The following is a 24,460-nucleotide window of genomic DNA, read 5'->3' on the forward strand; positions in this document are numbered from 1 at the left end:
GGCAAAGTGCGAGTGGCCCTGCCGTCATGTCCCGTTCGGCGGAAAGGTGAACGCTGAACGGGACGTGGCGGCGGGCAGCGCCTCGTCTCGTCGGCGAGTGGCACGTGGTGGCGGCACAGCCTGGGAGCCATCCACCTCGCGTCCCGCTGTGGCGAGCAACGGTATTCAGGTAGACCTGAGCAAGTCATGGTGGCGGCAAAGCGCGAGTGCGCTCGCAGCCGCGTACCGCTCAGCGGCGGCGACCCGAGCGGGACATGGTGGCGGCAAAGTGCGAGTGGCCGTGCCGTCATGTCCCGTTCGGCGGAAAGGTGAACGCTGAACGGGACGTGGCGGCGGGCAGCGCCTCGTCTTGTCGGCGAGTGGCGTGTGGTGGCGGCACGGCCTGGGAGCCATCCATCTCGCGTTCCGCTTGGCGAGCAACGATATTCGGGTAGACCTCGGGCGAGTCGTGGCGGCGGCAAAGCGCGAGTGCGCCCGCGGCCACGTCCCGCTCGGCAGCAAGGATGCCCCTGAGCGGGACATGGCAGTGGCAAAGTGCGAGTAGGTCCGCCTCTATGTCCCGTTCGGTGGACAGGTCCACGCCGAGCGGGACGTGGCGGAGGCGAATGTCGGGAGCGGGCCGCTATGGTGTGTCGCTTACTGACGGGGGAAGTGGGTGGATAGGCGGGCGCACAGGGTGTTTAGGGCGGTGGGGGTGGTTCGGGGGGAGTCGGGCCAGGAGTCGACGTCGGTCCAGGGGATGGTTGGTGGGGTGCCGAGGGGGCGGGCGAAGATGTGTTGGTGGAAGTGGGGGACTGTGCGGCCGGTGATGGCGGAGAAGACGTGTTCGGGGGTTAGTTCTTTTTGCAGGGCTTGGGCGGCGCGGGTTACTGCTGTGCCGACGGCTGCTGCTTCGGGGTCGGTCAGGGTGGCGAGGGTGGGGGTGTGGCGGCGGGTTTCTATGAAGAGGTAGCCGGGGATGGGGGAGGCCTGGTCGAGGGGGCGGTGGGTGACGATGATCAGGTCGTTTTCGAAGATCACCGGGCCTACGAGTGGTCCGATGCCCTGATGTTTGGCGCAGATGGCGCATTCGCTCCCCATTCGGTCACATTAGCGATGGTCGGCGGGACATGGTGGCGGCAAAGCGCGAGTGGCCCCGCCGTCATGTCCCGCTCGGCGGTAAGGATGATCCTGAGCGGGACATGGTGGCGGCAAAGTGCGAGTAGGCCCGCCGTCATGTCCCGTTCGGCGGAAAGGTGAACGCCGAACGGGACGTGGCGGCGGCGAGCGCGTCTCGTCGGCGAATGGCATGTGGTGGCGGCACGGCGTGGGGGCCATCCACCTTGCGGCCCGCTTGGCGAGCAATGGTATTGAGGTAGGCCTCGAGCGGGACATGGGGCGGCAGGTGTGGTCGTTTCCCGCACTGATACATCTGGTTACGTTGATATGCGCATTTATCTGTCTAATCGGTAGGTGTCGGGAATGCCGCGGGACAAAAGAAGCAAGGAGGGGAGGGGCTAGTCGGTGAGGCGGAGGGCTGGGCGGTCGGGGTGGTCCCAGCGGGCGAAGAAGGTTGGGGTGGTGGAGGTTTCGGTGTCGAGCAGGGCTGGGATGGTCCAGTGGTCTTCGGGGGGAGTGGTGCGGCGGAGGGCTGGTTCGGACATGTCGAGGCGGACGGACAGGTCGAACTCGAGGTAGTGGTCGAGCAGCATGGGGCCGGCGACGAGAAGGACGGTGTCGGCGGCGGCCGGGCGGATGGTGGCGCGGGCTGAGCGGTCGGTGGCCTCGTCCCACAGAGCGGGGAGCCAGCGCCCTTCTTTGTGCAGGGCGTCGATGACCTCGCGGCGGAGCGCCTCGTAGTCGAACCAGGCGGTGCGATAGGAGAGGTCGTCGCGGCCGAACTCCACGCGCAGTGATGCCGGGCGGACGTAATCGTGCAGCGAGACCACCTCGGCGGGCCTGCCGGTGTCACGCATCGCGGCGGCGGTCCGGTGGGCGAGGTCGAGGGGACGGGCCGCATCGGCACCGTCGATGGCGATCACCCGATGGCCAGGCAGGGCGCGGACACGCTCGACGAGACGTTCGACGAGAGCGTCCTGGGTGATCGGAACGAACTGTGGCACCGGTCAATCAGAGCAAACCATGGGGACGCCCCCTGTCGGCGGCATCCGCGAAGGTAGATGGAGCGGGTCGCGCACCGACCGGGACCGGATTCGCATTGCTGGCCGATCACCCGACGGCCGAGGACGACCCGAACGGCGTGGCGAGTTAATCTCAGCCCATGGCGACAATCGAAGAGGCGCTGGAGATAGAGCGGCTCGAGCGCGACATCTTCCGTGGGGCGTCCACGAAGACTCAGCTTCCGCGCACGTTCGGCGGACAGGTTGCCGGCCAGGCGCTGGTGTCGGCGGTGCGCACGGTCGAGCAGCGGTATCAGGTGCATTCGCTGCACGGATACTTCCTGCGCCCGGGCAACCCGGACCAGCCGACGGTGTATCTCGTCGAACGGATCAGAGACGGCCGCTCGTTCTGTACCCGCCGGGTGACCGGTGTGCAGGACGGTCAGGCGATCTTCACGATGTCCGCGTCGTTCCACACCGGCGACCAGGGTCCGGAGCATCAGGACGAGATGCCGCCGGTACAGCCGCCGGACGAACTCCCGGACGCGAGCACCACGTTGAGCCCGGAACGCCTGTGGGCGATGCGCGAGTGGGAGCACTGGGACATCCGCACGGTCCCGCAGGACCAGGTGGCCCGCCGCGACGGCGTGGTCTCCCAGCAGCAGGTGTGGTTCCGCTACCGGCACCCGCTGCCCGACGACCCGCTGTTCCACGTCTGCACGCTGGCCTACATGAGCGACATGACGTTGCTCGGTTCGTCGAAGGTGATCCACCCCGACGAGCAGACCCAGAACGCGTCCCTCGATCACGCGATGTGGTTCCTGCGCCCGTTCCGCGCCGACGACTGGCTGCTCTACGACCAGGCGTCACCGTCCGCGGGCTTCGGCCGCGCGCTCACCGGCGGAAAGATCTTCAACCGCGAAGGTCAGCTCGTCGCGGCCGTGGTCCAGGAAGGCCTCATCCGCAACCTCCGCGAATGATTTTGTCGACCGCAGTGGTGTGCGTGTGGCCGACGCACACCACCGCGGCCGCCTGAATTCGCTCAGGCTTTAGCCCACCTGGACACGCAGGTGGCAGACCACTGTGTCGGTCATACGGCGCAGCACGCGTTCGAGTTCATCGCTGCGATGGCTGGGCAGCACCCGGTTCCAGCCGACCGGCGGGTCGACCTCGGCGATGACGACGACCTTGCGCCGTCCCGCGAAGTTGTCCCGCACGTAGCGCGCGACCGGCCCGCCGACGGTGGCGTCGCTGTCTTCGAGCAGCACCAGCCGCACCTCGGGATGCCACGCCTCCCACGCCTTGGTGAACGCCTTGACCGACTCGCCGGGCAGGCAAACATGCACCGCGACAACGTCTTTGCCGATCGACAACGCCGCGGACAACGCCTCGCAGCTCAGGTCGGACACCTCGGACACCGGCACCACGATGACGGCGTCCCGCGGTCGCGGCGGCGGCGGGACCTCGTCCGAACGCCGGAACGCGCCGATCTTGCCGTAGGTGTCGCGAATGCGTTCCATCCCGACCACCAGCACGGGCAGGATCAACACGATCAGCCAGGCGCCCTCGGTGAATTTCATTGCGGTAGTGACGATCGCGGCGATGAAGGTGAGCAGCGCGCCGAATCCGTTGAGCGCCATCCGCCATCGCCAGCCAGATGTCTTGGCCAGCAACCAATGCCGCACCATGCCGACCTGCGCGATGGTGAACCCGACGAACACCCCGATCGCGAACAGCGGAACCAGCGCGTTCATATTGCCGTTCGCGCCGATCAGCAGTACGCCCGCCGCGAGAGCCAGCGTCAGCACGCCGTAGCGATACACCTGCCGCGGCGAACTGACCGCGAACCGGTGCGGCAGGCAGTTGTCGTCGGCGAGAATCTTGGTGAGCGTCGGCAGCCCGCCGTAGGAGGTGTTGGCGGCCAGCGCAAGCAACACGACGGTCGCGAATTGCACCACGTAGTAACCGATTCCGTGCCCGAGCGCGGCTTCGGTCAGCTGCGACAGCACCGTCGTGCCGTCGATCGGATGCACCTCGAACTTCTCGATCAACAGCGCGAGCCCGATCAACATGACTCCGAGCAACGCCCCCAGCGCCACCTCGGCTCGTTGCGCGCGAACAACTTTCGGCGCTTCGAAGCTGGGCACCGCGTTCGCGATCGCCTCCACGCCGGTCAACGCGGCACACCCGCTGGAGAAAGCCTTGAGCAGCAACAGAACTCCGACGGTGTGCACGTCCAGCACCGTCGCGGCCCCCTGGCTGACGCTCGCCGGCTCGGACCGCACCAGCCCCGCGACGATCACCGTGCAAATCCCCGCGACGAACACCACGGTCGGCACCATGAACGCCCGGGCACTCTCGGTGATCCCGAGCAGATTCAACGCCGTGATGCCCACCAGGATCGCCACGCACAACCACACCGTGTACGGCAGCAACGCCGGAAACGCCGAGGTCAACGCGGCGACACCGGCCGCGATCGAGACCGCGACGTTCAGCACGTAATCGATGATCAACGAGGCCGCGGCGGTCAAACTGGTCCGATGCCCGAGGTGTGCCTTGGCCACCGCGTAGGCCCCGCCACCGTTCGGGAACGCCGCGATCACCTGCCGATACGAGGCGACCAGCACCGCGAGCAAGGCCGCGATGGCCAGCGTCACCGGCAGCGTCAGCCCGAGCCCGGCCCCGCCCGCGGTGGCCAGCACCAGCACGATCGCCTCGGGACCGTAGGAAACCGACGCCATCGCGTCGAGGGAAAGCCCCGCCAATCCGGTCGGCACGGTCAGCCCCTTGCGGGCCCGGACACCATTCGCCCCTCCGCGCGGCGCGGGGACCTTACGCGGCAACACAGCTATCACCCTCAGAGTGTCGACCCGTTTCGCGCGGCGGGACCCTCCCGTTGACGGAACCCTGACGGAGACCGTGAGCAGGCCCACACCGCGACGGCTCGTAAACTTTCCGACGTGAACGCTTCCCCGGTCGCCGCACCCGCCGCCGCCGACCTCGCGCAGGCCCCCACCATCGGCGTGCTGGCCCTGCAAGGTGACGTGCGCGAACACATCGCGGCACTCGCGCACTGCGGCGCCGAACCCGTGCTGGTCCGGCGCGCCGCCGAGCTGGCCGCGGTCGACGCGCTGGTCCTGCCCGGCGGTGAATCGACCGCCATCAGCAAGCTCCTGGAAGTCTTCGAACTGCTCGAACCGTTGCGCGCGCGACTGCGAGATGGCATGCCCGCCTTCGGTTCCTGCGCCGGCATGATCCTGCTGGCCGACGAGGTGCTCGACACCCGCCCGGACGCGCAGCACCTGTCCGGCATCGATATGACGGTGCGCCGCAACGCCTTCGGCCGTCAGGTCGACTCCTTCGAGGTCGACCTGGACTTCAGCGGACTGGACGACGGGCCGATGCGCGCGGTGTTCATCCGGGCGCCCTGGGTGGAGCGGGCCGGCGACGGCGTCGAGGTGCTCGCGACGGTGCCCGACGGACCCTTCGCCGGCCGCATTGTGGCAGTGCGACAAGGCAACGTGCTGGCGACGTCGTTCCACCCGGAGGTCACCGGCGATCTGCGCGTGCACCGGATGTTCGTGGACCTGGTCCGGGACGCGTAGTTCACGCGCCGTTCAGACCGCCGCGACCGGCCGAGTAGGCTGGAGAAGTTGTTCGTCCGGCCGGGCCGGTACGGTACACACCACCAAACGTGCCATCGACCTGAAGGAAGTAGGGAATGAGCGGCCACTCCAAATGGGCCACCACCAAGCACAAGAAGGCGGGGATCGACGCCAAGCGTGGCAAGCTCTTCGCCAAGTTGATCAAGAACATCGAGGTGGCGGCCCGCACGGGTGGCAGTGACCCCGGCGGCAACCCGACGCTCTACGACGCCATCCAGAAGGCGAAGAAGTCGTCGGTGCCCAACGACAACATCGAGCGGGCCCGCAAGCGCGGCGGCGGTGAAGAAGCCGGCGGCGCCGACTGGCAGACCATTATGTACGAGGGCTACGGCCCCAATGGTGTCGCGGTGCTGATCGAGTGCTTGACCGACAACCGCAACCGAGCCGCGGGCGAGGTCCGGGTGGCGATGACTCGCAACGGCGGCAACATGGCCGACCCGGGTTCGGTGTCGTACCTGTTCCACCGCAAGGGCGTCGTGACGCTGGACAAGAACGGCCTGTCCGAGGACGACGTCCTGATGGCCGTGCTCGACGCGGGCGCCGAGGAGGTCAACGACCTCGGTGATTCGTTCGAGATCATCAGCGACCCGAGCGACCTGATCCCGGTGCGCAAGGCGTTGCAGGCCGCCGAGATCGATTACGACTCCGCCGAATCCGGCTTCCAGCCGTCGGTGTCGGTCGAGGTCGACGCCGACGGCGCGCGCAAGGTGATCAAGTTGGTGGACGCGCTCGAAGACAGCGACGACGTGCAGAACGTCTACACGAACGTCGACATCTCCGACGAGATCCTGGCGCAGCTGGACGACTAGTCCGGCAACGTTTCGTAGTACTCCTTCATGAAGGGGTAGTAGTTGTCCCACTCGGGGCGGTCCGTGTTGTCGCGGGCCGCCCCGAGTGCGTCCAGGTAGTACTCCCAGCCGGGGCCGACCTCGGCGATCGGGACGTCGGGCTCGAGATGGTGGGTGAAGACGAGTTCGGTGACGCCGTCGGTTTCGGTGAGCACCACCTCCAGGTGCCAGCTGCCGTAGCTGTCCTTGGTGGTGATCGCGAGTCGGGTCGGTGGTTCGCACGCATCGATGTGCGCGTTGCACCAGGGTGTGCCCTCTTCGTGCACCATCTGGACCCTGATGTTCCGGCCGGTGCCCGGCTCGCCCTCCCATGGGCCGAACCAGCGTGCGGTGCGGTCGGATTCGGTGACGCTGGCCCACACGTCCGCGATCGGCGCGCGATAGGTCCGGGTCAGGATCAGGTCGCGCTTTCCGTCGGTGCGGTCCAGGCGGCCGGTGGGGCGCAGGGTCATCCGGTGTTCTCCTTCGGGTTCCGGTCGGCCGGCGCGGCGCGGTGTTCCCGACGCGTCCGGTAGACCTCGGTTTCGAGTGCGTCGAGCCGGTGCTCCCACGCGGTGCTGGTGTCGAAGCGCGCGATCCAGTCGGCGAGTTCGGTGAGCGGTGCCGGATCGAGCACGTAATACCGCTGCCTGCCGATGAGTTCGTCATGGACCAGCCCGCTTTCGCGCAGCACCCGCAGGTGTCTGCTGATCGCGGGCCTGCTGATCTCGAACTGCCCGGCGATCTCACCCGCGGTGAGCCGGGTCCCGCGCAGCAGCGTCAGGATCTCCCGCCGCACTGGATCGGCGATCGCGCTCGCCACTTCGTCCACCCGGAAAGCGTAACCAAGTGGTTACGCTTTTGTCCATGGGTTGCCCGCAGTTCCCTGGGCGGCCCAGGAGAAGGCGGCCGGTCGATGATCCGACCGGCCGCACAGGACGATTATTCGCGCGTCACTTCGGGAGCTCGGTCCGGCTGGACCATTCGTACACACGCAACCGCCCCTCCGGGGTGTCCTTCTCCTTGCGGGTCACCTTGAAGTGCTCGTAACCACCCTTGAACGGGACTTTCAGTTCGATCCCCGGCGGGGTGATGGGAACGATACGCGCGGGCATGTCTTTCGGCCCGCCCTCGAGGACAGCCTTCACAACAGTGCTCATCATCGGATGGTAGAAGCGTGACCGTCTCGATTTCGTGGATTCACCGAAGCGCCGCGCGGAAAAAGTTTCGGTGTCAGGGCACAGTGACAACTAGTTTGCCGACGGTACGGCCGGTCTCGCCCAACGCGTGCGCCTTCGCGGCGTCCGCCAACGGGAAGGTGCCCGCGATCGTCGGACACAACTCGCCGGATTCGACGAGCCCCGCCAGCGCGACCATGCCGGCGTGGTCGTCCTCCACCAGCATGCGCAGCGCGCGCACGCCGAGCTCGCTCGCCTCGGCCGCGAGGTCGACCTCGCCCATCGGGCGCAACGTGACCAGCACGCCGCCCGGGCGCAGCGTGCGCAGCGAGCGGACGCTGTTGTCGTCGGTGATCGAATCCAGCACCACGTCCACGTCGCGGACCGTCTCGGCGACATCGGTCGTGTGGTAGTCGATCGCCTCGTCCGCGCCGATGCCGCGCAGGAACTCGTGATTGGGCGCGCTGGCCGTGCCGATCACGTACGCGCCACGGGCCTTGGCGATCTGGACGGCGAAGTGGCCGACGCCGCCCGCCGCCGCGTGAATCAAGACCCGTTGTCCGGCTTGCAGGCCGGCGGTGTCGACCAGTGCCTGCCAGGCGGTGAGTGCGGCGAGTGGGATCGCGGCGGCCTGCACGTGATCCAGGCCCGCGGGCTTGCGGGCGAAGGCGCGCGCCGGACCGACGACGTACTCGGCCAGTGCGCCATGCCCGTACGGGTAGGGCAGCATGCCGAAGACCTCGTCGCCGGGCTGGAACAGGGCCACGCCGACGCCGGTCTCGACGACCTCGCCGGACGCGTCCCAGCCGAGGACGAACGGCGGTGCGGGGAGGAAGCCGCCGTTGGCCCGGTGCTTCCAGTCGGTCGGGTTGAGTCCGGCCGCGCGCACCCGGACCAGGATCTCGCCCGGACCGGGAACGGGTCGGGGGAGTTGCACCTCGGTGAGGACCTCCGTGCCGCCGAGGGTGTTCTGACTGATCGCACGCATGGTTTCGTTCATTGCGTCGAGTTTTCCGGGTTGTCCCGGGTGGGGAAATGGCACGATTGCCATTCTTCGATATGATCGTGCCATGAAGGCTCATCGTGTTGTGGTGCTCGCGTTGGACGGGGTCTATCCCTTCGAACTCGGCATCCCGAACCGGGTATTCGGCAGTGCGGACGGTCGTTACGAGATCCGCACCTGTTCGCTCGACGGTCAGCCGGTGCGCACCGTCGCGGATTACTCGATCGCGGTCGCGCACGACAGCAGCATTCTCGACACCGCGGACACGGTGATCCTGCCCGCCTGCGACATTCGGATGACCCTCGGCGGTGACCTGCCTCAGCCGGTAAGGGATGCGCTCGCCCGGATCCGGCCCGAGGCACGGCTCGTCGGCATCTGCACCGGGTCGTTCGTAGCGGCGGCCGCGGGTCTGCTCGATGGCCGCCCCGCGACTACGCATTGGCGTGAGGCCGAACTTTTCCGGCGTACCTTCCCACGAGTTCGGCTCGATCCCGACGTGCTCTACGTCGACGACGATGACGTACTCACCTCCGCGGGCGCCGCGGCCGGCATCGACGTGTGCCTGCACATCGTGCGCCGCGATCACGGCAGTGCTGTCGCCAATGCGGTCGCCCGGCGCTGCGTCATGCCGCCGTGGCGCGACGGCGGCCAGGCCCAATACATCGAGCAGCCCGTCCCGCCGGCCACCTCGGCCGGCACCGCCGCCGCCCGCCAATGGGCCCTGGAGAACCTCCACCTACCGATCACCGTCGACGAGCTCGCCGCCAGCGCGCGAATGAGCAAGCGCACCTTCGCCCGCCGCTTCAGCGAGGAGGTCGGCATGAGCCCCGGCCGCTGGCTCATCCAGCAGCGCCTCTTCCGCGCCCGCCACCTCCTCGAATCGACCGACATGACCGTCGACCGCATCGCCGGCGAAGTCGGCTTCGCCACCGGCACCTCCCTCCGCCAGCACCTGCACGAAGCCATCGGCGTCTCCCCCCAGGCCTACCGCCGCACCTTCACCGGCACCCTCACCCCCGCCTGAGGTCGAATCACGCTGCCGGCCTGATGATCCGCCGACGGGCGAATACCAGGTCAGACCATGATCAACGGGACTTGGCGGAGGCAAAGTGCGAGTGGGGGCTCCGTGGTGTCCCGTTGGCGGGTCAGGGGGTGGCGGGGACCGGGAGGCCTAGGCGGGCGGTGATCCAGGGGAGGGATGAGGTGAAGGCGGCGGAGGCGAATTGCCAGGTGTGGCCGCCTTGGGTGGTGTGGATGGTGCAGTCGATGCCTACCTCGCGGCCTTGGTTGCAGAGTTTTTCGGCGGCGCCGACCTCGCCGGTGTCCATGATGCCGTCGTGGCCGCCCATGCCTGCGGTGTCGTCGTCCTCGGCCGGGGGACGGTTGGCGTGGGGTGCGGCGTTGCCGCGGCGTTGGGGTGGGGTGAGGTCGTCGAAAAGGCCTGCGGTGCCGGGGTATTGGCCGTGCGTGGACATGACGGTCATAGGGTCGAAGGCGGCCCACTGATCGGCGTTGCCGCCGAAGAGGCGGGCGATGGTCTGGTCCTTGGTGCCGGAGACGGGGCCGATGTCGCCGGCGATGTCGACGAAGGTGCGGATCAGTTCGGGGTGCATGACGGCCAGGTCGACGGCGCAGGTGCCGCCCATGGACCAGCCGACCACCGCCCACTGCGCGGGATCGGCGGACGCGCTGAACTCGGATTCGAGATAGCTCGGCACATCCCGGGTCAGATGGTCGGCGGCGTCACCGCGCGGGCCGTTCACACACTCGGTGTCGTTGTTGAAACTGCCGCTGGAGTCGACGAACACGAGGATCGGCGCGCGGCCCCCGTTGGCGGCGGTGAACTGGTCGACCGCAGGCATGATCTGCCCGCTGCGCATCCAGTCCGCGGGCGTGTTGAACTCGCCGCCGATCATCATCACCACCGGCAACGTGGGCGGCTTCGGCCCGGCGAACCAGGCCGGCGGCAGGTAGACGTATTCGGTGCGATGCGGAAAACCGCTGCCCGAGTCGGGAATTCGGACCGGCACGACCTTGCCCGTCTGGACGTCGGTGTTGCGCAGTCCGTCCAGCGCGTCGAGATCGGTCTGGTGTGGCAGCGGACCGGCGGTCACCGCACCCCACGCGGCCTGCACGGTGGGGTAGTAGCCGACCCACTGATTGAGCACGATCCCGGTACTGAGCAGCGCCAACGGAATAGCGAGCAACGCCACCCCGCGCCGCCACCACCGCGCGCCCCGCCAGCCGAGCAACGCAACGGCCAGCGCACCCACGGTCCCGCCGATGCACGCCCACAGCAACGCGGGCGCGGGATCCGACGCCAGCCCCTGATTCGACACGTACCACCGCGCGACCAGCGCCCCGACCACGCCGATCAGCACGCACACCGGCACCTGAATCACCCACCACCGCCGCGTTCCGCGCGCGACGGCGATCAGCAGCAGCGCCACCGCGACGAGTTCGACGGTCAGCGGCAGCCATCCGTGCAACAGGGAGATCCCGTGATGAAAGGTGTTCTGGTAGTTCGGATTCAGATTCGCCGACGGCAACTGCGGGGCCGGCGGTGGCGCCGGGATCGCGGGCGCGGCAAACGGCACTCCAAGGGCAGACACGTACGGCATTGTCGACACCGTTCCTCGAGACACCCTGTGAATCGGCTCCAGGCAACCTGGGTGCCGGAACTTGTCGGTGGGCGCTGGCATAGTCGGCCCCGTGCCCTTCAGTACGCGTATCGAAGTCCGTGTGTCCGACCTGGATCCGCAGTTGCACGTCACCGGCGCTGCGTATCACCAGTTCGCCGACCACTCCCGTTTCGCCTGCGTGCAGGCGGCGGGCATCTCGGTCGACGAGTTGATCGCGGATGGATTCGGACCGGTCAATCTCGAGACGACGATCAAATTCCACAAGGAACTACGCGGCGGCGACGCGGTCGACGTGTCCTGCCATTGGCTGTGGGGGACCGGCAAGACCTACCGCGTCGAACAGATCCTGACCCGCGCCGACGGAGAAGTGGCCGCCACCGTGACCAACGTCAGCGGCCTACTGGACCTCCGCGCCCGCCGCCTCGTCACCGATCCGGCACGCGAGTGGGCAGCGCGCGCCAAGAATCCGGAGCTACTCGGGCTTCCCGGCACGCCCTGAAACACGCGGGGACGCCGCCTGACGTGACCGAGCCACCCCGTGTCGCTGGACCGTGCGACCCCCATCCTCCGCTAAACTCTCGAACAGTTGTTCGTGTCTGCGAGAGGGGATTTCGTGCGGGTGATGGGTGTCGACCCCGGTCTCACCCGGTGCGGCCTCAGCATCGTCGAGGGCGGTATCGGCCGGAAGGTGACCGCCATCGCCGTCGACGTCGTGCGTACCCCGCCCGACATGGATCTCGCGCAGCGCCTACTCCAGGTTTCCGATGCCGCCGAATTGTGGCTGGACACGCACAAACCGGGGGCCGTCGCGATCGAACGGGTCTTCGCCCAGCACAATGTGCGTACCGCGATGGGCACCGCGCAGGCCGGCGGGGTGATCGCGCTGGCCGCCGCGCGCCGCGGCATACCGGTCGCGTTCCACACGCCCAGCGAGGTGAAGGCCGCGGTCACCGGGAACGGCACCGCGGACAAGGCGCAGGTCACGGCCATGGTCACCCGAATACTAGGACTACAGGTCGCGCCGAAACCGGCGGACGCGGCGGATGCGCTCGCCCTGGCCATCTGCCATTGTTGGCGGGCGCCGCTGATCGAGCGGATGGCCAAGGCCGAGGCCCAAGCGGCCGAGGCGCAACGCAAGTACGCGGAACGGCTTGCCGAACAACGGAAGGCGGTAAAGAGGTGATCGCGTCGGTTCGCGGTGAGGTGCTGGAAATCGCCCTCGACCACACGGTGATCGAAGCGGCCGGCATCGGCTACCGGCTCAATGTCACCCCCGCGACGCTGTCCACGCTGACCCGCGGCGAGGAAACCCGGCTCTACACCGCGATGATCGTCCGCGAGGACTCGATGACGCTGTTCGGCTTCGCCGACACCGAAGCGCGCGACCTGTTCGGTCTGCTGCAAACGGTGTCCGGCGTCGGCCCACGCCTGGCCATGGCGGTGCTCGCGGTGCTCGAACCCGAGGCGCTGCGCAAGGCGCTCGCCGAAAGCAACGTCGCCGCGCTCACCCGGGTGCCCGGCATCGGCAAGCGTGGCGCCGAACGCATGGTGGTCGAGCTGCGGGACAAGGTGAATCTCGTTCCGGTGCAATCCGGTCCGCCCGGCAGCACGCCCATCCCGGTCATCACGCCGGTGCGTGAGCAGGTCGTCGAGGCGCTCACCGGCCTCGGATTCCCGCTCAAGCAGGCCGAGCAGGCCATCGACTCCGTCCTGGCCGAACAGCCCGCCGCCGACACCTCCGTCGGGCTGCGCGCCGCGCTCAACCTGCTCGGCCGGAATCGGTAGTTCGGCATGGAATACGACGAAGAACCGGACGAATCCCAGGTCACGCCAAGCCTTTTGAAATCCGACGGCGAGATCGAGGCCAGCCTGCGGCCGAAGTCGCTGGACGACTTCATCGGTCAGCCGCGGGTGCGCGAGCAACTCGCGCTGGTGTTGCGCGGCGCCAAACAGCGCGGCGGCACACCGGATCACGTGCTGCTGTCCGGCCCGCCCGGCCTCGGCAAGACCAGCATGGCGATGATCATCGCGGGCGAACTCGGCACCGCGCTGCGCATCACCTCCGGCCCCGCGCTGGAACGCGCCGGCGATCTCGCGGCCATGCTCAGCAACCTGGTCGACGGCGACGTGTTGTTCATCGACGAGATCCACCGCATCGCGCGGCCCGCCGAGGAAATGCTCTACCTCGCGATGGAGGACTTCCGCGTCGACGTGGTCGTCGGCAAAGGCCCCGGCGCGACCTCGATTCCGCTCGATATCGCCCCGTTCACCCTGGTCGGCGCGACGACCAGGTCCGGAGCGCTCACCGGCCCGCTGCGTGATCGCTTCGGCTTCACCGGGCACATGGACTTCTACGATCCCGCCGAACTGCTGCTGATCATTCTGCGCTCGGCCCAGATCCTCGGCGTGCAGATCGATCGCGAAGCCGCCGCCGAGATCGCCGGCCGCTCCCGGGGCACGCCGCGTATCGCGAACCGCCTCCTCCGCCGCGTCCGCGACTACGCAGAGGTCCGCGCCGACGGCATGATCACCCTGCCCATCGCGCAGGCCGCGCTCGAGGTGTACGACGTCGACGTGCTCGGCCTCGACCGTCTCGACCGTTCCGTCTTGGCCGCACTGGTCCGCAGTTTCGGCGGCGGCCCCGTCGGCGTCTCCACCCTCGCGGTCGCCGTAGGGGAGGAGGCCGCCACCGTCGAAGAGGTCTGCGAACCATTCCTCGTCCGCGCCGGCATGGTTGCCCGCACCCCCCGTGGCCGCGTAGCCACCGCCGCCGCCTGGGAACACCTCGGCCTGGTCCCCCCACCCGACCTCGTCTTCGGCTCCATAGAAGTCCGCAGCCACAACCCCCAACCCACCCTCGACCTGCTCGAGTAAGCATCGAGTCGAGTCAAATGGTGGCGATCGAAGATCAACTAGCGACCATATGACTCGCCTCGATTGGGCTGCCGCTGCGCCGCACGCCTTTTGACATACGCACGCGTGTCAGGGCGGCGAGTTGGTGTGCGGGAGGTCAGAAGTGGTGCGGCTGTCGGTGTCACATACCTGCTGGGTGGGTGGAGATGCATCGACGAACTGTCCAGCAGTGCAGCGTTACTCGCCGACGTCGCGGTGCAGGGTCCAGCGGTGGTGTTGGTGTTCGGCGTGCTGCAATGCCGCGACGACCAGGTCCATGAATGCGTCGACCTCGTCGCCCTGATATCCGCGGGTGCCGAGCCGTGCTCCGCTGAAGCGCACCGAGCGTACGTCTGCGACGGTCAGGCTGCCCGGTCCGCCGTGCGCGAGGGTTGCCGCGACCAGGTCGAGGAATGCGTCGACCTCGTCTTCGTGATATCCGCGCCGACCGACCGGCGCATAGGTGAATCGCATGCGCTGCACGTCATCCGGGGTCAGGATCGAATGCCCGTTGCCTGCCGGGGTCGGCCGCGCTCCACGCTGGCGGATCTCCAGTTCGACGCGCACCTGATCCAGATACTCGTCGACCTGATCCGCCCGATACCCGCGCGCGCCGGGTCGCGGCGCATCGAAGGTGACGTGCCGCAGATCGTCGGCCGCGAGCGAACCGCGCCCGGCCATCGTCGCGGCGACGAGGTCGAGGAATGCGTCCACCTCGTCCGCGTGATAACCACGCTGCCCGAATGGTGGTGTCGCGAAACTGATTCGGCTCACATCCTCGGGGGTCACGGGCGACATTCTGTCAGGCCCCACGCGCCGGGCCGGCGGAATGTGCGTTTTTCGTACTCCCTGGTCTCTTGCGACCACGAGCGCCCCCTGGCGGACTCGTCGGAACTGTTCCCACACCTTAACGCCGCCGACGCCGTCAGGGGGCTTATCGATTTGCTCAATCCTTGCGGACGCCATCGATCAGCAGCCGCCGAATGGCCTCGTTGAGACCCTGGATGGACCCCTCGTCGGTGTCGCGCAGGCCGTGCACGATGCCGGCCAGCAGCATGCCGGTGACCGCCCGCGCGGTGTTGACCGTGTCCAGATCCGCTCGCAGATAACCGAGTTCGACGCCGTGGTCGAGATATCCGGCGGTGAGCGCGTCGGCCATGTCGAGCAGGCCGTAGAGGCGCGCGGTGAGTTCCTCGTCGATGCCGGGCGCGTGCACCAGCAGCAGCTGCGCGACCCGGCGGTCGTCCATCAGGATGTGCGTCAGCGCCTGCCCGATCCGGTCGGTCTGCGCCCGGTATTCGTCCAGCGTGGTGGCCGCGTCGGGCGCGTTCTCGGTGCCGAGGGTGTCGATGATCTTGGCGGACAAATCATCGATGACGTGGTCGATGATGTCGCGCTTGTTGCTGAAGTACCGGTAGAAGGTGCCGTGCCCGATGCCCAGGTGACCGGCGATATCGGCGATGCCGGTGCCGTGATAGCCCTTCTCCGAGAAGCAGACGAAGGCGGTGTCGATGATTTCCTGGCGGAGCTCGGCTTTGCGCCGCTCGGCACGCGTCAATGGCTTCGTCACGCCACCGATGATACAGTCGTCACAAACGGAATGATGTGTCATTCTGTGATAAACGGTTCACATACCTGGAGGTTCGGAGTGGCGCCTCAGTACGACGCGGTCGTGGTCGGTGCGGGATTCGGTGGCATGGGGGCGGGCATCGAGCTCGATCGGCTCGGCCTGAGCAACTACGTCATCCTCGATCGCGAGAGCGATCTCGGCGGCACCTGGCACGTCAACCATTACCCCGGCCTCGCGGTCGACATCGCCTCGGTCACCTACTCGTATTCCTTCGAGCCCAACCCGTATTGGACGCGACTGTTCGCGCCGGGCGCGGAGCTGAAGAAGTACGCAGGCCACATCGCGGACAAGTACGGCCTGCGCCGCCGCATGCGCTTCGGCACCGTGGTCGACGGCGCCCGCTGGGACGAGGAGCATCAGCACTGGGTGGTGTCGGTCGCGGGCGGTGAAACCCTCACGGGCCGTTACCTGCTCACCGCGACGGGCTTCCTGTCCCAGCCCTACACCCCGCCGTTCCCCGGCATCGACTCGTTCGCCGGCAAGATCATCCACACCACCGCGTGGGAGGACGATTTCGACCTGACCGGTCGTAAGGCGGCGATCATCGGCACCGGCGCGACGGCCGTGCAGCTGGTGCCCGAGGTGGCCAAGCAGGCGCAGGCGCTCACCGTCTTCCAGCGCACCCCGATCTGGGTGGTGCCGAAGATCGACACCGCCATCCCGAAGCCGGTGCAGAAGCTGTTCGACCGGGTGCCCGCCACCCAGAAGGCCGCGCGGCTGTTCAACACCAGCCTGCTCGAGGCGCTCATGGTGGTCGGCGTGCTGCACTACACCCAGGCCAAGCCGCTGAACAAGGCCGCGAGCCTGCTCGCCAAGGCGCACCTGCGGACCTCGGTGCGGGACAAGGAAACCCGCAAGCAGCTCACCCCGCACTACGACTTCGGCTGCAAGCGCCCCACCTTCTCCAACACCTACTTCCGCTCGTTCAACCAGCCGCACGTGCGCCTGGAGACGAACTCGATCGACCATATCGAGGCCGACGGCATCGTCACCGCCGACGGGCACAAGACCGAGATCGACACGCTGATCCTGGCTACCGGCTTCAACCTGTGGGACGTGAACTTCCCGGCCATCGAGATCATCGGCCGCGACGGGGTCAACCTCGGAAAGTTCTGGCGGGACAACCGGTTCCAGGCCTACGAGGGCATCACCGTGCCGAAGTTCCCGAACTTCCTCAGCCTCAACAGCCCGTACTCCTACAGCGGCCTTTCCTACTTCACCACCATCGAGGCGCAGATGAAGCACATGGGACGGCTCTTCACCGAGCTGTTCCGCCGCGGCGAGCACACCTTCGAGGTGACCGAGGAGGCGAACGCAGGCTTCCTCGATCGGGTCACCGGCAAGCTCGGCACCTCGGTCTTCTACGGCGGCGACTGCTCCACCGCGCGCAGCTACTACTTCAACCCGCACGGCGAGGCCGCGCTGCTGCGCCCGACCAGCACGCTCAACGCGCACCGCGAGGCGGTCAGCTTCCCGCTCGACGATTACGTCTACGGAAAGTCCGCCTGACCTCTGACGCCCCGTTGCGCCAGCCCCGCCGGAACGATTCCGGCGGGGCTCGCGCGCGCCGCTACTTGGCGATCTTGCGCAGCACCCATTCCGCGAGCGTCGGCGTCACCACCGAGTGTTCGGTATTGGTTGCGTTGCAACAGAATTCGGTGAGCGCCGTGTGCTCGGCGGTCACCTTGCGCAGATCCTTGTCCAGCTCGACCTCCCAGCTCATCGGGTCGAAGTCCAGCGCGATCGCGCTGACCGACGGGACGAAGCAGCTCCAGCGCTTGGCCTCCTCCAGGTCGATGCCGAGCGTGGTCGCGACCTGGCCGAACGAATCCAGCATGCCGCCGGGCGCGCCGTCGAACGGCGCCACCGCGCTGGTGGTCGAGGTGCGTGAGGTCAGCCCGAGGTGCATGCCGCCGATCGGCTGTTTGTCCCCGAACGCCGGCTGATACCGCGCGGTCGCGCTGCCGACCAGCCCGCCGAGGAACTTCTTGTCGAACACGACCTCCCCGGCCGGTAACGCGGGCCCCTGCCCGTCACCACGCCCGTTCGCGACGCCCAGCCGCACCGGCCGCTGCGGGAATCCGCCCAGATCGGCCAGCTCCTGGACGAATTGGGCCCGTAACGGCGACGCGGTAGCGACCGGACCCGAATACCGCGCGTCCTCCACCCACGCCCACAACAGCTGCTGCGCCGCGGGGCTGCGAATCAGGCTGGCCTTGCTCGCTTTACCGGGCGTGAGCGTCTCGAAGAACTCGAAGAAATAGGCCATCTGCTGCAGGATCAGCGGAATCCACGCCCCGTTGTGTGGGGAATCCCAGGACAGATAGGTCCCGGTCCGATGGTCCTCGTCGTCCTTCTCCATCGCGGCGAGCGCGTACCGGGTGATCAGGCCGCCCATGCTCACCCCGCCCGTGATCAGCGGTGTTGTGCCCTGCTGCTCGGCCATCACCTTGTTGATGCAGGCCCGCGCCACCCCCGCGTTGACCTGGATGTAGTCGTGCCGGGCGTCGAATCCGAGCAACACGATGTCGATGCCCGCGGCGAGCAACTGGTCGAACAAGCGCTCACCCGCGTCGGAATAGGGGTGGTTGAACCACTGCCACAGACCGTCGAGGTCGCTGGCACCGTAGTTGAACCCGTCGGCGAAGATCATCGGATTCACCAGGCGCTCGTGCCCGTTCCCCAGATGCACCGCCGCCGTGCCCTTGCCGTATTTCCCCAGGTAGGAATGCTCGGAAACGAGCGGCCACTCGAACTCCGGGCGCCGCGCGGGCTCGCCGTTGCGGGCGTCCGGGGTGGCGAACCACGGTCCCGATTCGGCGCTGCGGGCCAGGTCGTAGAGTTCCGGCGCGGAAAGGTCCCCCGCCGCTTTCTGCAAGAGAGTTTTGACGTCGATTCTGGCTTCCTTGGCCATCATCGTCCCCTTTGTGTAGGCACAGAAGGTCCCGGGACACGTCTCGAAGATCGCTGAGTTCGTGCGTAGATCAGGCTCCCCGGCCACGCCGTCGGGACGTCCTGCGCTGATGAATTCCCTGCGATTCCTACTGTAAGGCAACGGAATTCGTTACGGACGGGTTTCCCGCCGAAGAATTTCCGGGCAAACCGACCGGGCCTTTCGGACGCCGGTGGCCGTCTACGATTCGCCGTGCGATATGGCTCGCGGGCACATCGGCGCTCCCCAGCAGGTGTGCCGGTGTGGCGACGGAGACATGAACTGGCAGACTGTCTGGGTACATACCCATCCCACCCACAAGACTAGGGACTGACTTCGACGATGGAACTTCTGTTTCCGCTGCTGCTGGTAGCCCTGCTCGTGCCGATGTTCCTCGGCGTCCGCCGCCAGAAGCGGGAAGCCGCCAAGGTCACGGAGATGCAGGACACCCTCAAGGCGGGCGACCAGGTCATCACCACGTCGGGGCTGTACGGCACCGTCGTCGATCTCGACGACACCACGGTTGATCTCGAGATCGCCGAGGAGGTCGTCACGACGTGGCTGCGCGCGGCCATCCGCGAGGTCCGCGTCGACACCGAGACGGTTGCCGACGAGGCCGATGCCGACACGATCGCCGTCGAGCCGGCCGCCGACGCCAACGGCGCACACGTGGCCGACGCGGTCGAGGAATCCGCCGCGCAGACCGAGACCCGGCTCACCAAGGACTGATCGTCCCCCGGTGTGCCCGCGCGCCGGATGCCGCCGCGACCACGGCCCTCGGCCGGCGCGCGACGGTGTCCGATTCGCGGGCCCCGTGGCGCACGCCACTACCGCCCGCACCGGCGTCGCCGGTGTGTGCCTGCCTGTTCCATGTTCGACTTCCCGCCTAGGAGATGACGTACTGTGCCACCTTCCCAGGGATCGGCGCATCCGCTCCGGCTGCTCGGCGTCTACGCCGCGCTGCTGGCCGTGATCTATGCGCTGGTGTTCTTCACCGGTGACAAATCCTCGACCCCACGGCTCGGCATCGACCTCCAGGGTGGTACCCGGGTCACGCTGACCGCCCGAACGCCGGACGGCGGCAAGCCGAACCAGGACAGCCTGAAAAAGGCGCAGGACATCATCGAGAACCGGGTCAACGGTCTCGGTGTGGCCGGGTCCGAGGTCATCATCGACGGTGACAACCTGGTGATCACGGTGCCTGGCGACGACGGGCAGCAGGCGCGCGCGCTGGCGACCACCGCCAAGCTGTACATCCGTCCGGTGCTCAACGCCGTGCCCGCCGCGCAGCGTGGCCAGCAGCCCGCGCCGGGTGCGACCCCGCCGGGTGCGGTTCCGCCTGCTCCGCCGGGTGACGCACCGCCCGCCGCCAACGGTGCGCCTTCGGTAGGTGCTCCCGCCTCGGGTGGCGAGACCGTCGATCCGGCTCCGCAGCAGCGCGTGTTCCCCGCACAGGGACCTACGCAGCCGCCCGCGGACCCGAACCTCACGCCGCAGGAACAGGCGACCAAGGACATCCAGGACGCCAAGACCATCCGGCAGAGCGCCGACCCGACCATCCAGCAGGCCGCGATGGCCACGCTGGACTGCAACAAGCCGGACCCGTTGCAGGGCAACGACGATCCGAACCTGCCGCTGGTCGCCTGCTCCACCGACGGCCAGGAGATCCTGCTGCTGGACAAGAGCCGCATCGACGGCCAGGAGATCAAGTCCGCCAGCTCGGGCCTGAACACCCAGCAGGCGCGACACGAGGTCTACCTCGAGTTCAAGTCCGGCGGTAGCGACGCGTGGGCCCAGCTCACCGGCGAGTACGTCTACAAGCGGGTCGCCTTCGTGCTCGACACCAAGGTGGTCAGCGCGCCGACCGTGCAGCAGGGACCGCAGCAGGGTGGCCGCACCCAGATCTCCGGCAACTTCACCGCCGCGTCGGCGAAGGAACTGGCGAACACGCTGAAGTACGGCTCGCTGCCGCTGTCGTTCCAGACCTCCGAGGCCGAGACGGTGTCGGCGACGCTGGGGCTGTCCTCGCTGAAGGCGGGTCTGCTCGCCGGCGCGGTCGGCCTGGCCGTGGTCTTGCTCTACTGCCTCGCCTACTACCGGATGCTCGGGTTCGTCACCGGATTCTCTCTGGTGGCTTCGGGTCTCGCGGTGTACGGCATCATGGTGCTGCTCGGCAGATGGATCGGGTTCACCCTCGACCTGGCCGGCATCGCCGGTCTGATCATCGGTATCGGTATGACCGCCGACTCGTTCGTGGTGTTCTTCGAACGCATCAAGGACGAGATGCGCGAGGGCCGCAGTTTCCGTTCTGCCGCCCCGCGCGGCTGGCAGCGCGCCCGCCGGACGATTCTGTCCGGCAACGCGGTCAGCTTCATCGCCGCCGCGGTGCTCTACATCCTCGCGGTCGGCCAGGTGAAGGGCTTCGCGTTCACCCTCGGCCTCACCACCATCCTCGACGTCGTCGTGGTGTTCCTGGTGACCTCGCCGCTGGTGTTGCTCGCCTCGCGCACGAACTACTGGGCCAAGCCGTCGGTCAACGGGCTCGGCGCGATCCAGCAGGTCGCGCGCGAGCGTAAGGCGGCCGAGGCCGCACTCGGGAAGGCGTGAACGAGATGACCAACCACACGAGCACGTCGCGCACCCCGAACCCGGCCGAGACCACGGACGTGTTCGCCGCGGTGACCGAGCAGCCCAAGCACGGCTTCTTCAACCGCCTCTACACCGGCACCGGCGCCATCGACGTCATCGGCAAGCGCCGGATGTGGTACCTGATCACCGCCGCGATCATCCTGATCTCGTTGGGCAGCATGATCTTCCGCGGCTTCAACTTCGGGATCGACTTCGAGGGTGGTTCGCGGATCCAGTTCCCGGCCCAAGGTGCGAGTACCAGCCAGGTCGAGGAGGTCTACCGTTCCGCGATCGGCTCCGATCCGGTGTCGGTGCAGACCGTCGGCAGCGGCGGCAACGCCACCATCCTGATCCGCTCCGAAGCGCTGAACCGGGATCAGGTGGACACGCTGAACAACGCGCTGTTCACCAAGTTCCAGCCCAAGGGCAAGGACGGCAACCCGAGCCGCGCCGCGATCAGCGCCTCCGACGTCAGCGAGACCTGGGGTAGCCAGATCACCCGTAAGGCACTCATCGCGCTGGCGGTGTTCCTGGTCCTGGTCGCCGTCTACATCGCGGTGCGCTTCGAACCGCACATGGCGATCGCCGCGCTGGCCGCCCTGGTCTTCGACGTCACCGTGACGGCGGGCGTGTACTCGCTCGTCGGCTTCGAGGTGAGCCCGGCGACCGTGATCGGCATCCTGACCATCCTCGGCTTCTCGCTCTACGACTCGGTGGTCGTGTTCGACAAGGTCGAGGAAAACACCAGGGGCATTCTGCATTTGAACCGCCGCACCTACGGCGAGCAGGCCAACCTCGCGGTGAACCAGACCCTGATGCGCTCGATCAACACCGCCCTCATCGGCATCCTGCCGATCGTCGGCCTGATGGTGATCGCGGTCTGGATGCTCGGCGTCGGCACGCTCAAGGACCTGGCGCTGGTGCAGCTGGTCGGCCTGCTGGTCGGCACCTACTCCTCGATCTTCTTCGCGACGCCGCTGCTGGTGTCGATCAAGGAGCGGTGGGGCCCGGTCGCGCGGCACACCGACAAGATCAAGGCCAAGCGGGCCGGCGTCGCCAGCGCGCGTGCGGGAGTCGAGGCCGAGCGCCGCGCGACCGCCGCGACCGGTCGCTACGGCGACGAACCGCGCCGCTCGCGGGAACCGGGGCAGGCGCCCCGGCCGGGCGCGCGCCCCAGCGGGAAACGGCAGAAGCGGCGGAACTGACACACAGGCAAGGGGTTTCATGCGCAAGCCGGATAGCCGAGCGATACGTCTGATCGGAGTGCTGGCCGCGAGCACCCTGGCCGCCGGGTTGGTGGTCGGGTGCTCGAGCAAGAACCAGGTGCCGTCCATCGGTTACGCCGTCGATGCCACCATCGCCAGTTACAACGGCGGCAGCACGCTCGGCGCGAGCACCGGATCGACCGCGGTGTTCAGCCGGGTGGTGACCGGGTTCTACTACACCGGACCGGACGGTCAGCAGGTCGCCGACACCGACTTCGGCACCGCCAAAGAGGTCCCCGGCGAGGTGCAGACCATCCAGTACCGGCTCAACCCGGACGGTGTGTACTCCGACGGGGTGCCGACCGCGTGCGACGATCTGGTGCTGGCCTGGGCCGCGCGCAGCGGCCGGTTCACCAAACCCGGTGACCGAGGCCAGGTTCCGCTGTTCGACGCGGCGAGCATCGCCGGCTACGCCGACATCGAGCGGGTCGACTGCCAGCCCGGTTCGCGCGACGCCACCGTGGTGTTCCGGCCGGGCCGGCACTACTCGGCGTGGCGCAACCTGTTCACCGCCGGCGAGCTGATGCCCGCGCACGTCGCCGCGCGGGTGGCGAACGTGCCGAATGTGGTGTCCGCCTTGCAAACCGGCGACCCGGGCGGGCTCGGCCGGATCTCCGACTTCTGGAACACCGGCTGGAACTTCGCCGGGGGCAACCTCGACCTGACCAAGTTCCCGTCGTCCGGGCCGTACCGGATCGAATCCTTCAGCGACAAGGACGGTTTGGTCCTGGTCGCGAACGAGCGGTGGTGGGGGAACAAGCCCGCGACCGGCCGGATCATGGTGTGGCCCAAGAACATCGATCTGAAGTCCAAGGTCAGGGACAGCGCCGCGGGTGTGGTCGACGTCGGCACCGGATCGGTGAAAGACCTGAACCTGGATGGTTTCCAGGTGCGCAACGTGGCGGGCCGCGGCGTCGAGCAGCTGGTGCTGGCGACCGGGGGAGTGTTCGGCTCGGTGGACATGCGCCGGGCGCTCGCGCTGTGCGTGCCGCGGCAGGCGCTGTTCGACAAGCTCGGCAAGGTGCCGGACGCGCCCAAGGAGGGGCTCGGCTCGGGGCCGTTGAACGCGCATATCGTGCAACAGGATTCGCTGTACTACCCGTCGGTGATCGGTGCCGCGGGCAAGTTCAACGGTGGTGATGTCGGCGGCGCGACCCAGGCGGTCGCCGCGTCGCGGGCGAACAATCCGACCGTGCGCATCGGCTATCTGCGTCCTGATGATCGACGCGCGCAGACCGTGGCGATGATCACGGAGGCCTGTAAACCCGCGGGCATCAACATCGTCGACGCCGGAGCCCCCGATTTCACGCCGTCGCAGCTCACCGAGGGCAAAGTCGACGCCGTCCTGGGTAGCACCGCGTCCGCGCCGGGGCCGGCCGGATCGCTGTCCGGGGTCGCGGCGACCAGTGCGTTGCGCGGTAGTAGCGGGATCAATTTCGGCCGATTCGGTAACGGCCGCTACGATTCCATCACCGATCAGCTTGCGGCCGACGACAACTCGACCACACAGCTGAATCTGCTCACCGAGGCCGAAAACCTGCTGTGGGCGGAGTTGCCGAGCATCCCCCTGTTCGCCTCGCCGCGCACCATCGCGTTCGGCGCCGGTCTGCAGAACGGGATAGCTGCGCCGAACCAGGCGGGGTCAGGGTGGAACATGGACCGCTGGGTGCTGAAGCGGTGACAGGTGCTTGTGGTGTTG

At 67.8% G+C, this 24,460-nt stretch carries 24 protein-coding genes; 13 read left to right on the forward strand and 11 right to left on the reverse strand.

Going from position 1 to position 24,460, the window contains the following annotated elements:
- Positions 1-636: 636 nt before the first annotated feature.
- Both F3087_RS33190 and F3087_RS33195 read right to left on the reverse strand, forming a co-directional pair.
- Positions 637-1,080, reverse strand: coding sequence for an HIT family protein (locus F3087_RS33190; RefSeq protein ID WP_150406066.1), 444 nt, complete (start codon positions 1,078-1,080; stop codon positions 637-639).
- Positions 1,081-1,496: 416 nt separating this feature from the next.
- Positions 1,497-2,102: a nucleoside/nucleotide kinase family protein gene (locus F3087_RS33195; RefSeq protein WP_150406067.1), complete on the reverse strand. Its 606-nt coding sequence runs from the start codon at positions 2,100-2,102 to the stop codon at positions 1,497-1,499.
- A gap of 158 nt (positions 2,103-2,260) precedes the next feature.
- Here F3087_RS33195 and F3087_RS33200 point away from each other — a divergent pair, with 158 nt between their 5' ends.
- Positions 2,261-3,079 (forward strand): acyl-CoA thioesterase, encoded by an 819-nt coding sequence (locus tag F3087_RS33200; protein ID WP_150406068.1) that lies wholly within the window; start codon positions 2,261-2,263, stop codon positions 3,077-3,079.
- Between the two features lie 69 nt (positions 3,080-3,148).
- Here F3087_RS33200 and F3087_RS33205 read toward each other — a convergent pair whose 3' ends face one another.
- Positions 3,149-4,840: an APC family permease gene (locus tag F3087_RS33205; protein WP_223885553.1), complete on the reverse strand. Its 1,692-nt coding sequence runs from the start codon at positions 4,838-4,840 to the stop codon at positions 3,149-3,151.
- Between the two features lie 219 nt (positions 4,841-5,059).
- Between F3087_RS33205 and pdxT the strand changes: the two genes are divergently transcribed.
- Both pdxT and F3087_RS33215 read left to right on the forward strand, forming a co-directional pair.
- A complete protein-coding gene (gene pdxT / locus F3087_RS33210) occupies positions 5,060-5,704 on the forward strand; it encodes a pyridoxal 5'-phosphate synthase glutaminase subunit PdxT (RefSeq protein ID WP_150406069.1) in 645 nt (214 codons plus the stop codon).
- 116 nt (positions 5,705-5,820) lie between these two features.
- A complete protein-coding gene (locus tag F3087_RS33215; protein WP_150406070.1) occupies positions 5,821-6,573 on the forward strand; it encodes a YebC/PmpR family DNA-binding transcriptional regulator in 753 nt (250 codons plus the stop codon).
- On the opposite strand, the gene F3087_RS33220 is transcribed toward F3087_RS33215, so the two are convergent.
- From F3087_RS33220 to F3087_RS33235, 4 genes are all read right to left on the reverse strand, one after another.
- The gene (locus F3087_RS33220) at positions 6,570-7,064 is read right to left on the reverse strand and encodes an SRPBCC family protein (RefSeq protein ID WP_150406071.1); all 495 of its coding nucleotides are present in this window, start codon (positions 7,062-7,064) and stop codon (positions 6,570-6,572) included. The two genes, F3087_RS33215 and F3087_RS33220, sit on opposite strands and share 4 nt — an antisense overlap.
- The gene (locus tag F3087_RS33225) at positions 7,061-7,423 is read right to left on the reverse strand and encodes a metalloregulator ArsR/SmtB family transcription factor (protein WP_150406072.1); all 363 of its coding nucleotides are present in this window, start codon (positions 7,421-7,423) and stop codon (positions 7,061-7,063) included. The genes F3087_RS33220 and F3087_RS33225 overlap by 4 nt, the downstream gene beginning before the upstream one ends.
- Positions 7,424-7,544: 121 nt before the next feature.
- Positions 7,545-7,751 carry a DUF5988 family protein gene (locus F3087_RS33230; protein WP_150406073.1) on the reverse strand — a complete coding sequence of 69 codons (207 nt, stop codon included), beginning with the start codon at positions 7,749-7,751 and terminating at the stop codon, positions 7,545-7,547.
- A 73-nt stretch (positions 7,752-7,824) separates the two neighbouring features.
- Positions 7,825-8,769 carry an NADP-dependent oxidoreductase gene (locus tag F3087_RS33235; protein WP_150406074.1) on the reverse strand — a complete coding sequence of 315 codons (945 nt, stop codon included), beginning with the start codon at positions 8,767-8,769 and terminating at the stop codon, positions 7,825-7,827.
- Between the two features lie 70 nt (positions 8,770-8,839).
- Here F3087_RS33235 and F3087_RS33240 point away from each other — a divergent pair, with 70 nt between their 5' ends.
- On the forward strand, positions 8,840-9,796 hold the full coding sequence (locus tag F3087_RS33240) for a GlxA family transcriptional regulator (protein WP_191094266.1): 957 nt from the start codon (positions 8,840-8,842) through the stop codon (positions 9,794-9,796).
- A gap of 121 nt (positions 9,797-9,917) precedes the next feature.
- Here the strand turns inward: F3087_RS33240 and F3087_RS33245 are convergent, their stop codons facing one another.
- Positions 9,918-11,384, reverse strand: a complete 1,467-nt coding sequence (locus tag F3087_RS33245) for an alpha/beta hydrolase (protein WP_223885534.1) — start codon at positions 11,382-11,384, stop codon at positions 9,918-9,920.
- A 100-nt stretch (positions 11,385-11,484) separates the two neighbouring features.
- On the opposite strand from F3087_RS33245, the gene F3087_RS33250 reads away from it, so the two are divergent.
- From F3087_RS33250 to ruvB, 4 genes are all read left to right on the forward strand, one after another.
- A complete protein-coding gene (locus tag F3087_RS33250) occupies positions 11,485-11,913 on the forward strand; it encodes an acyl-CoA thioesterase (RefSeq protein ID WP_150406077.1) in 429 nt (142 codons plus the stop codon).
- Between the two features lie 114 nt (positions 11,914-12,027).
- Complete coding sequence (gene ruvC / locus F3087_RS33255) at positions 12,028-12,597, forward strand: crossover junction endodeoxyribonuclease RuvC (RefSeq protein WP_150406078.1); 570 nt, start codon at positions 12,028-12,030, stop codon at positions 12,595-12,597.
- A complete protein-coding gene (gene ruvA, locus F3087_RS33260; protein WP_150406079.1) occupies positions 12,594-13,199 on the forward strand; it encodes a Holliday junction branch migration protein RuvA in 606 nt (201 codons plus the stop codon). The genes ruvC and ruvA overlap by 4 nt, the downstream gene beginning before the upstream one ends.
- Before the next feature lie 6 nt (positions 13,200-13,205).
- Positions 13,206-14,288: a Holliday junction branch migration DNA helicase RuvB gene (gene ruvB / locus F3087_RS33265; RefSeq protein ID WP_150406080.1), complete on the forward strand. Its 1,083-nt coding sequence runs from the start codon at positions 13,206-13,208 to the stop codon at positions 14,286-14,288.
- A 216-nt stretch (positions 14,289-14,504) separates the two neighbouring features.
- On the opposite strand, the gene F3087_RS47350 is transcribed toward ruvB, so the two are convergent.
- Together F3087_RS47350 and F3087_RS33275 are read right to left on the reverse strand one after the other, a co-directional pair.
- Positions 14,505-15,104 (reverse strand): DivIVA domain-containing protein, encoded by a 600-nt coding sequence (locus F3087_RS47350; protein ID WP_150406081.1) that lies wholly within the window; start codon positions 15,102-15,104, stop codon positions 14,505-14,507.
- A gap of 148 nt (positions 15,105-15,252) precedes the next feature.
- Positions 15,253-15,918 carry a TetR/AcrR family transcriptional regulator gene (locus F3087_RS33275; protein ID WP_150406082.1) on the reverse strand — a complete coding sequence of 222 codons (666 nt, stop codon included), beginning with the start codon at positions 15,916-15,918 and terminating at the stop codon, positions 15,253-15,255.
- Between the two features lie 36 nt (positions 15,919-15,954).
- On the opposite strand from F3087_RS33275, the gene F3087_RS33280 reads away from it, so the two are divergent.
- A complete protein-coding gene (locus F3087_RS33280) occupies positions 15,955-17,445 on the forward strand; it encodes a flavin-containing monooxygenase (protein ID WP_150406083.1) in 1,491 nt (496 codons plus the stop codon).
- Positions 17,446-17,506: 61 nt separating this feature from the next.
- Here the strand turns inward: F3087_RS33280 and F3087_RS33285 are convergent, their stop codons facing one another.
- Positions 17,507-18,853: a lipase family protein gene (locus tag F3087_RS33285; RefSeq protein ID WP_150406084.1), complete on the reverse strand. Its 1,347-nt coding sequence runs from the start codon at positions 18,851-18,853 to the stop codon at positions 17,507-17,509.
- A gap of 357 nt (positions 18,854-19,210) precedes the next feature.
- Between F3087_RS33285 and yajC the strand changes: the two genes are divergently transcribed.
- From yajC to F3087_RS33305, 4 genes are all read left to right on the forward strand, one after another.
- Positions 19,211-19,597 carry a preprotein translocase subunit YajC gene (yajC, locus tag F3087_RS33290; RefSeq protein WP_150406085.1) on the forward strand — a complete coding sequence of 129 codons (387 nt, stop codon included), beginning with the start codon at positions 19,211-19,213 and terminating at the stop codon, positions 19,595-19,597.
- A gap of 174 nt (positions 19,598-19,771) precedes the next feature.
- The gene (secD, locus tag F3087_RS33295) at positions 19,772-21,475 is read left to right on the forward strand and encodes a protein translocase subunit SecD (protein WP_150406086.1); all 1,704 of its coding nucleotides are present in this window, start codon (positions 19,772-19,774) and stop codon (positions 21,473-21,475) included.
- Entirely contained in the window at positions 21,472-22,701 is a 1,230-nt protein-coding gene (gene secF / locus F3087_RS33300) for a protein translocase subunit SecF (protein ID WP_375904126.1), read from the forward strand. Before secD ends, secF begins: the two co-directional genes overlap by 4 nt.
- Positions 22,702-22,720: 19 nt before the next feature.
- Positions 22,721-24,442 carry an ABC transporter substrate-binding protein gene (locus F3087_RS33305; RefSeq protein ID WP_150406088.1) on the forward strand — a complete coding sequence of 574 codons (1,722 nt, stop codon included), beginning with the start codon at positions 22,721-22,723 and terminating at the stop codon, positions 24,440-24,442.
- The last annotated feature ends 18 nt before the right edge of the window (positions 24,443-24,460 follow it).

The organism is Nocardia colli (assembly GCF_008704205.1).
Taxonomy (GTDB): Bacteria; Actinomycetota; Actinomycetes; order Mycobacteriales; family Mycobacteriaceae; genus Nocardia; species Nocardia colli.

Bases quoted from the DNA above. Each gene is read 5' to 3' on its own strand.
- F3087_RS33190 (WP_150406066.1), bottom strand. From the start codon at position 1,080: ATGGGGAGCGAATGCGCCATCTGCGCCAAACATCAGGGCATCGGACCA.
- F3087_RS33200 (WP_150406068.1), top strand. From the start codon at position 2,261: ATGGCGACAATCGAAGAGGCGCTGGAGATAGAGCGGCTCGAGCGCGAC.
- F3087_RS33220 (WP_150406071.1), bottom strand. From the start codon at position 7,064: ATGACCCTGCGCCCCACCGGCCGCCTGGACCGCACCGACGGAAAGCGC.
- ruvB (WP_150406080.1), top strand. From the start codon at position 13,206: ATGGAATACGACGAAGAACCGGACGAATCCCAGGTCACGCCAAGCCTT.
- F3087_RS47350 (WP_150406081.1), bottom strand. From the start codon at position 15,104: ATGTCGCCCGTGACCCCCGAGGATGTGAGCCGAATCAGTTTCGCGACA.
- F3087_RS33305 (WP_150406088.1), top strand. From the start codon at position 22,721: ATGCGCAAGCCGGATAGCCGAGCGATACGTCTGATCGGAGTGCTGGCC.
- F3087_RS33240 (WP_191094266.1), top strand. From the start codon at position 8,840: ATGAAGGCTCATCGTGTTGTGGTGCTCGCGTTGGACGGGGTCTATCCC.
- F3087_RS33230 (WP_150406073.1), bottom strand. From the start codon at position 7,751: ATGAGCACTGTTGTGAAGGCTGTCCTCGAGGGCGGGCCGAAAGACATG.
- F3087_RS33215 (WP_150406070.1), top strand. From the start codon at position 5,821: ATGAGCGGCCACTCCAAATGGGCCACCACCAAGCACAAGAAGGCGGGG.
- F3087_RS33275 (WP_150406082.1), bottom strand. From the start codon at position 15,918: ATGACACATCATTCCGTTTGTGACGACTGTATCATCGGTGGCGTGACG.
- F3087_RS33285 (WP_150406084.1), bottom strand. From the start codon at position 18,853: ATGATGGCCAAGGAAGCCAGAATCGACGTCAAAACTCTCTTGCAGAAA.
- F3087_RS33205 (WP_223885553.1), bottom strand. From the start codon at position 4,840: ATGGCGTCGGTTTCCTACGGTCCCGAGGCGATCGTGCTGGTGCTGGCC.
- F3087_RS33235 (WP_150406074.1), bottom strand. From the start codon at position 8,769: ATGAACGAAACCATGCGTGCGATCAGTCAGAACACCCTCGGCGGCACG.
- yajC (WP_150406085.1), top strand. From the start codon at position 19,211: ATGGAACTTCTGTTTCCGCTGCTGCTGGTAGCCCTGCTCGTGCCGATG.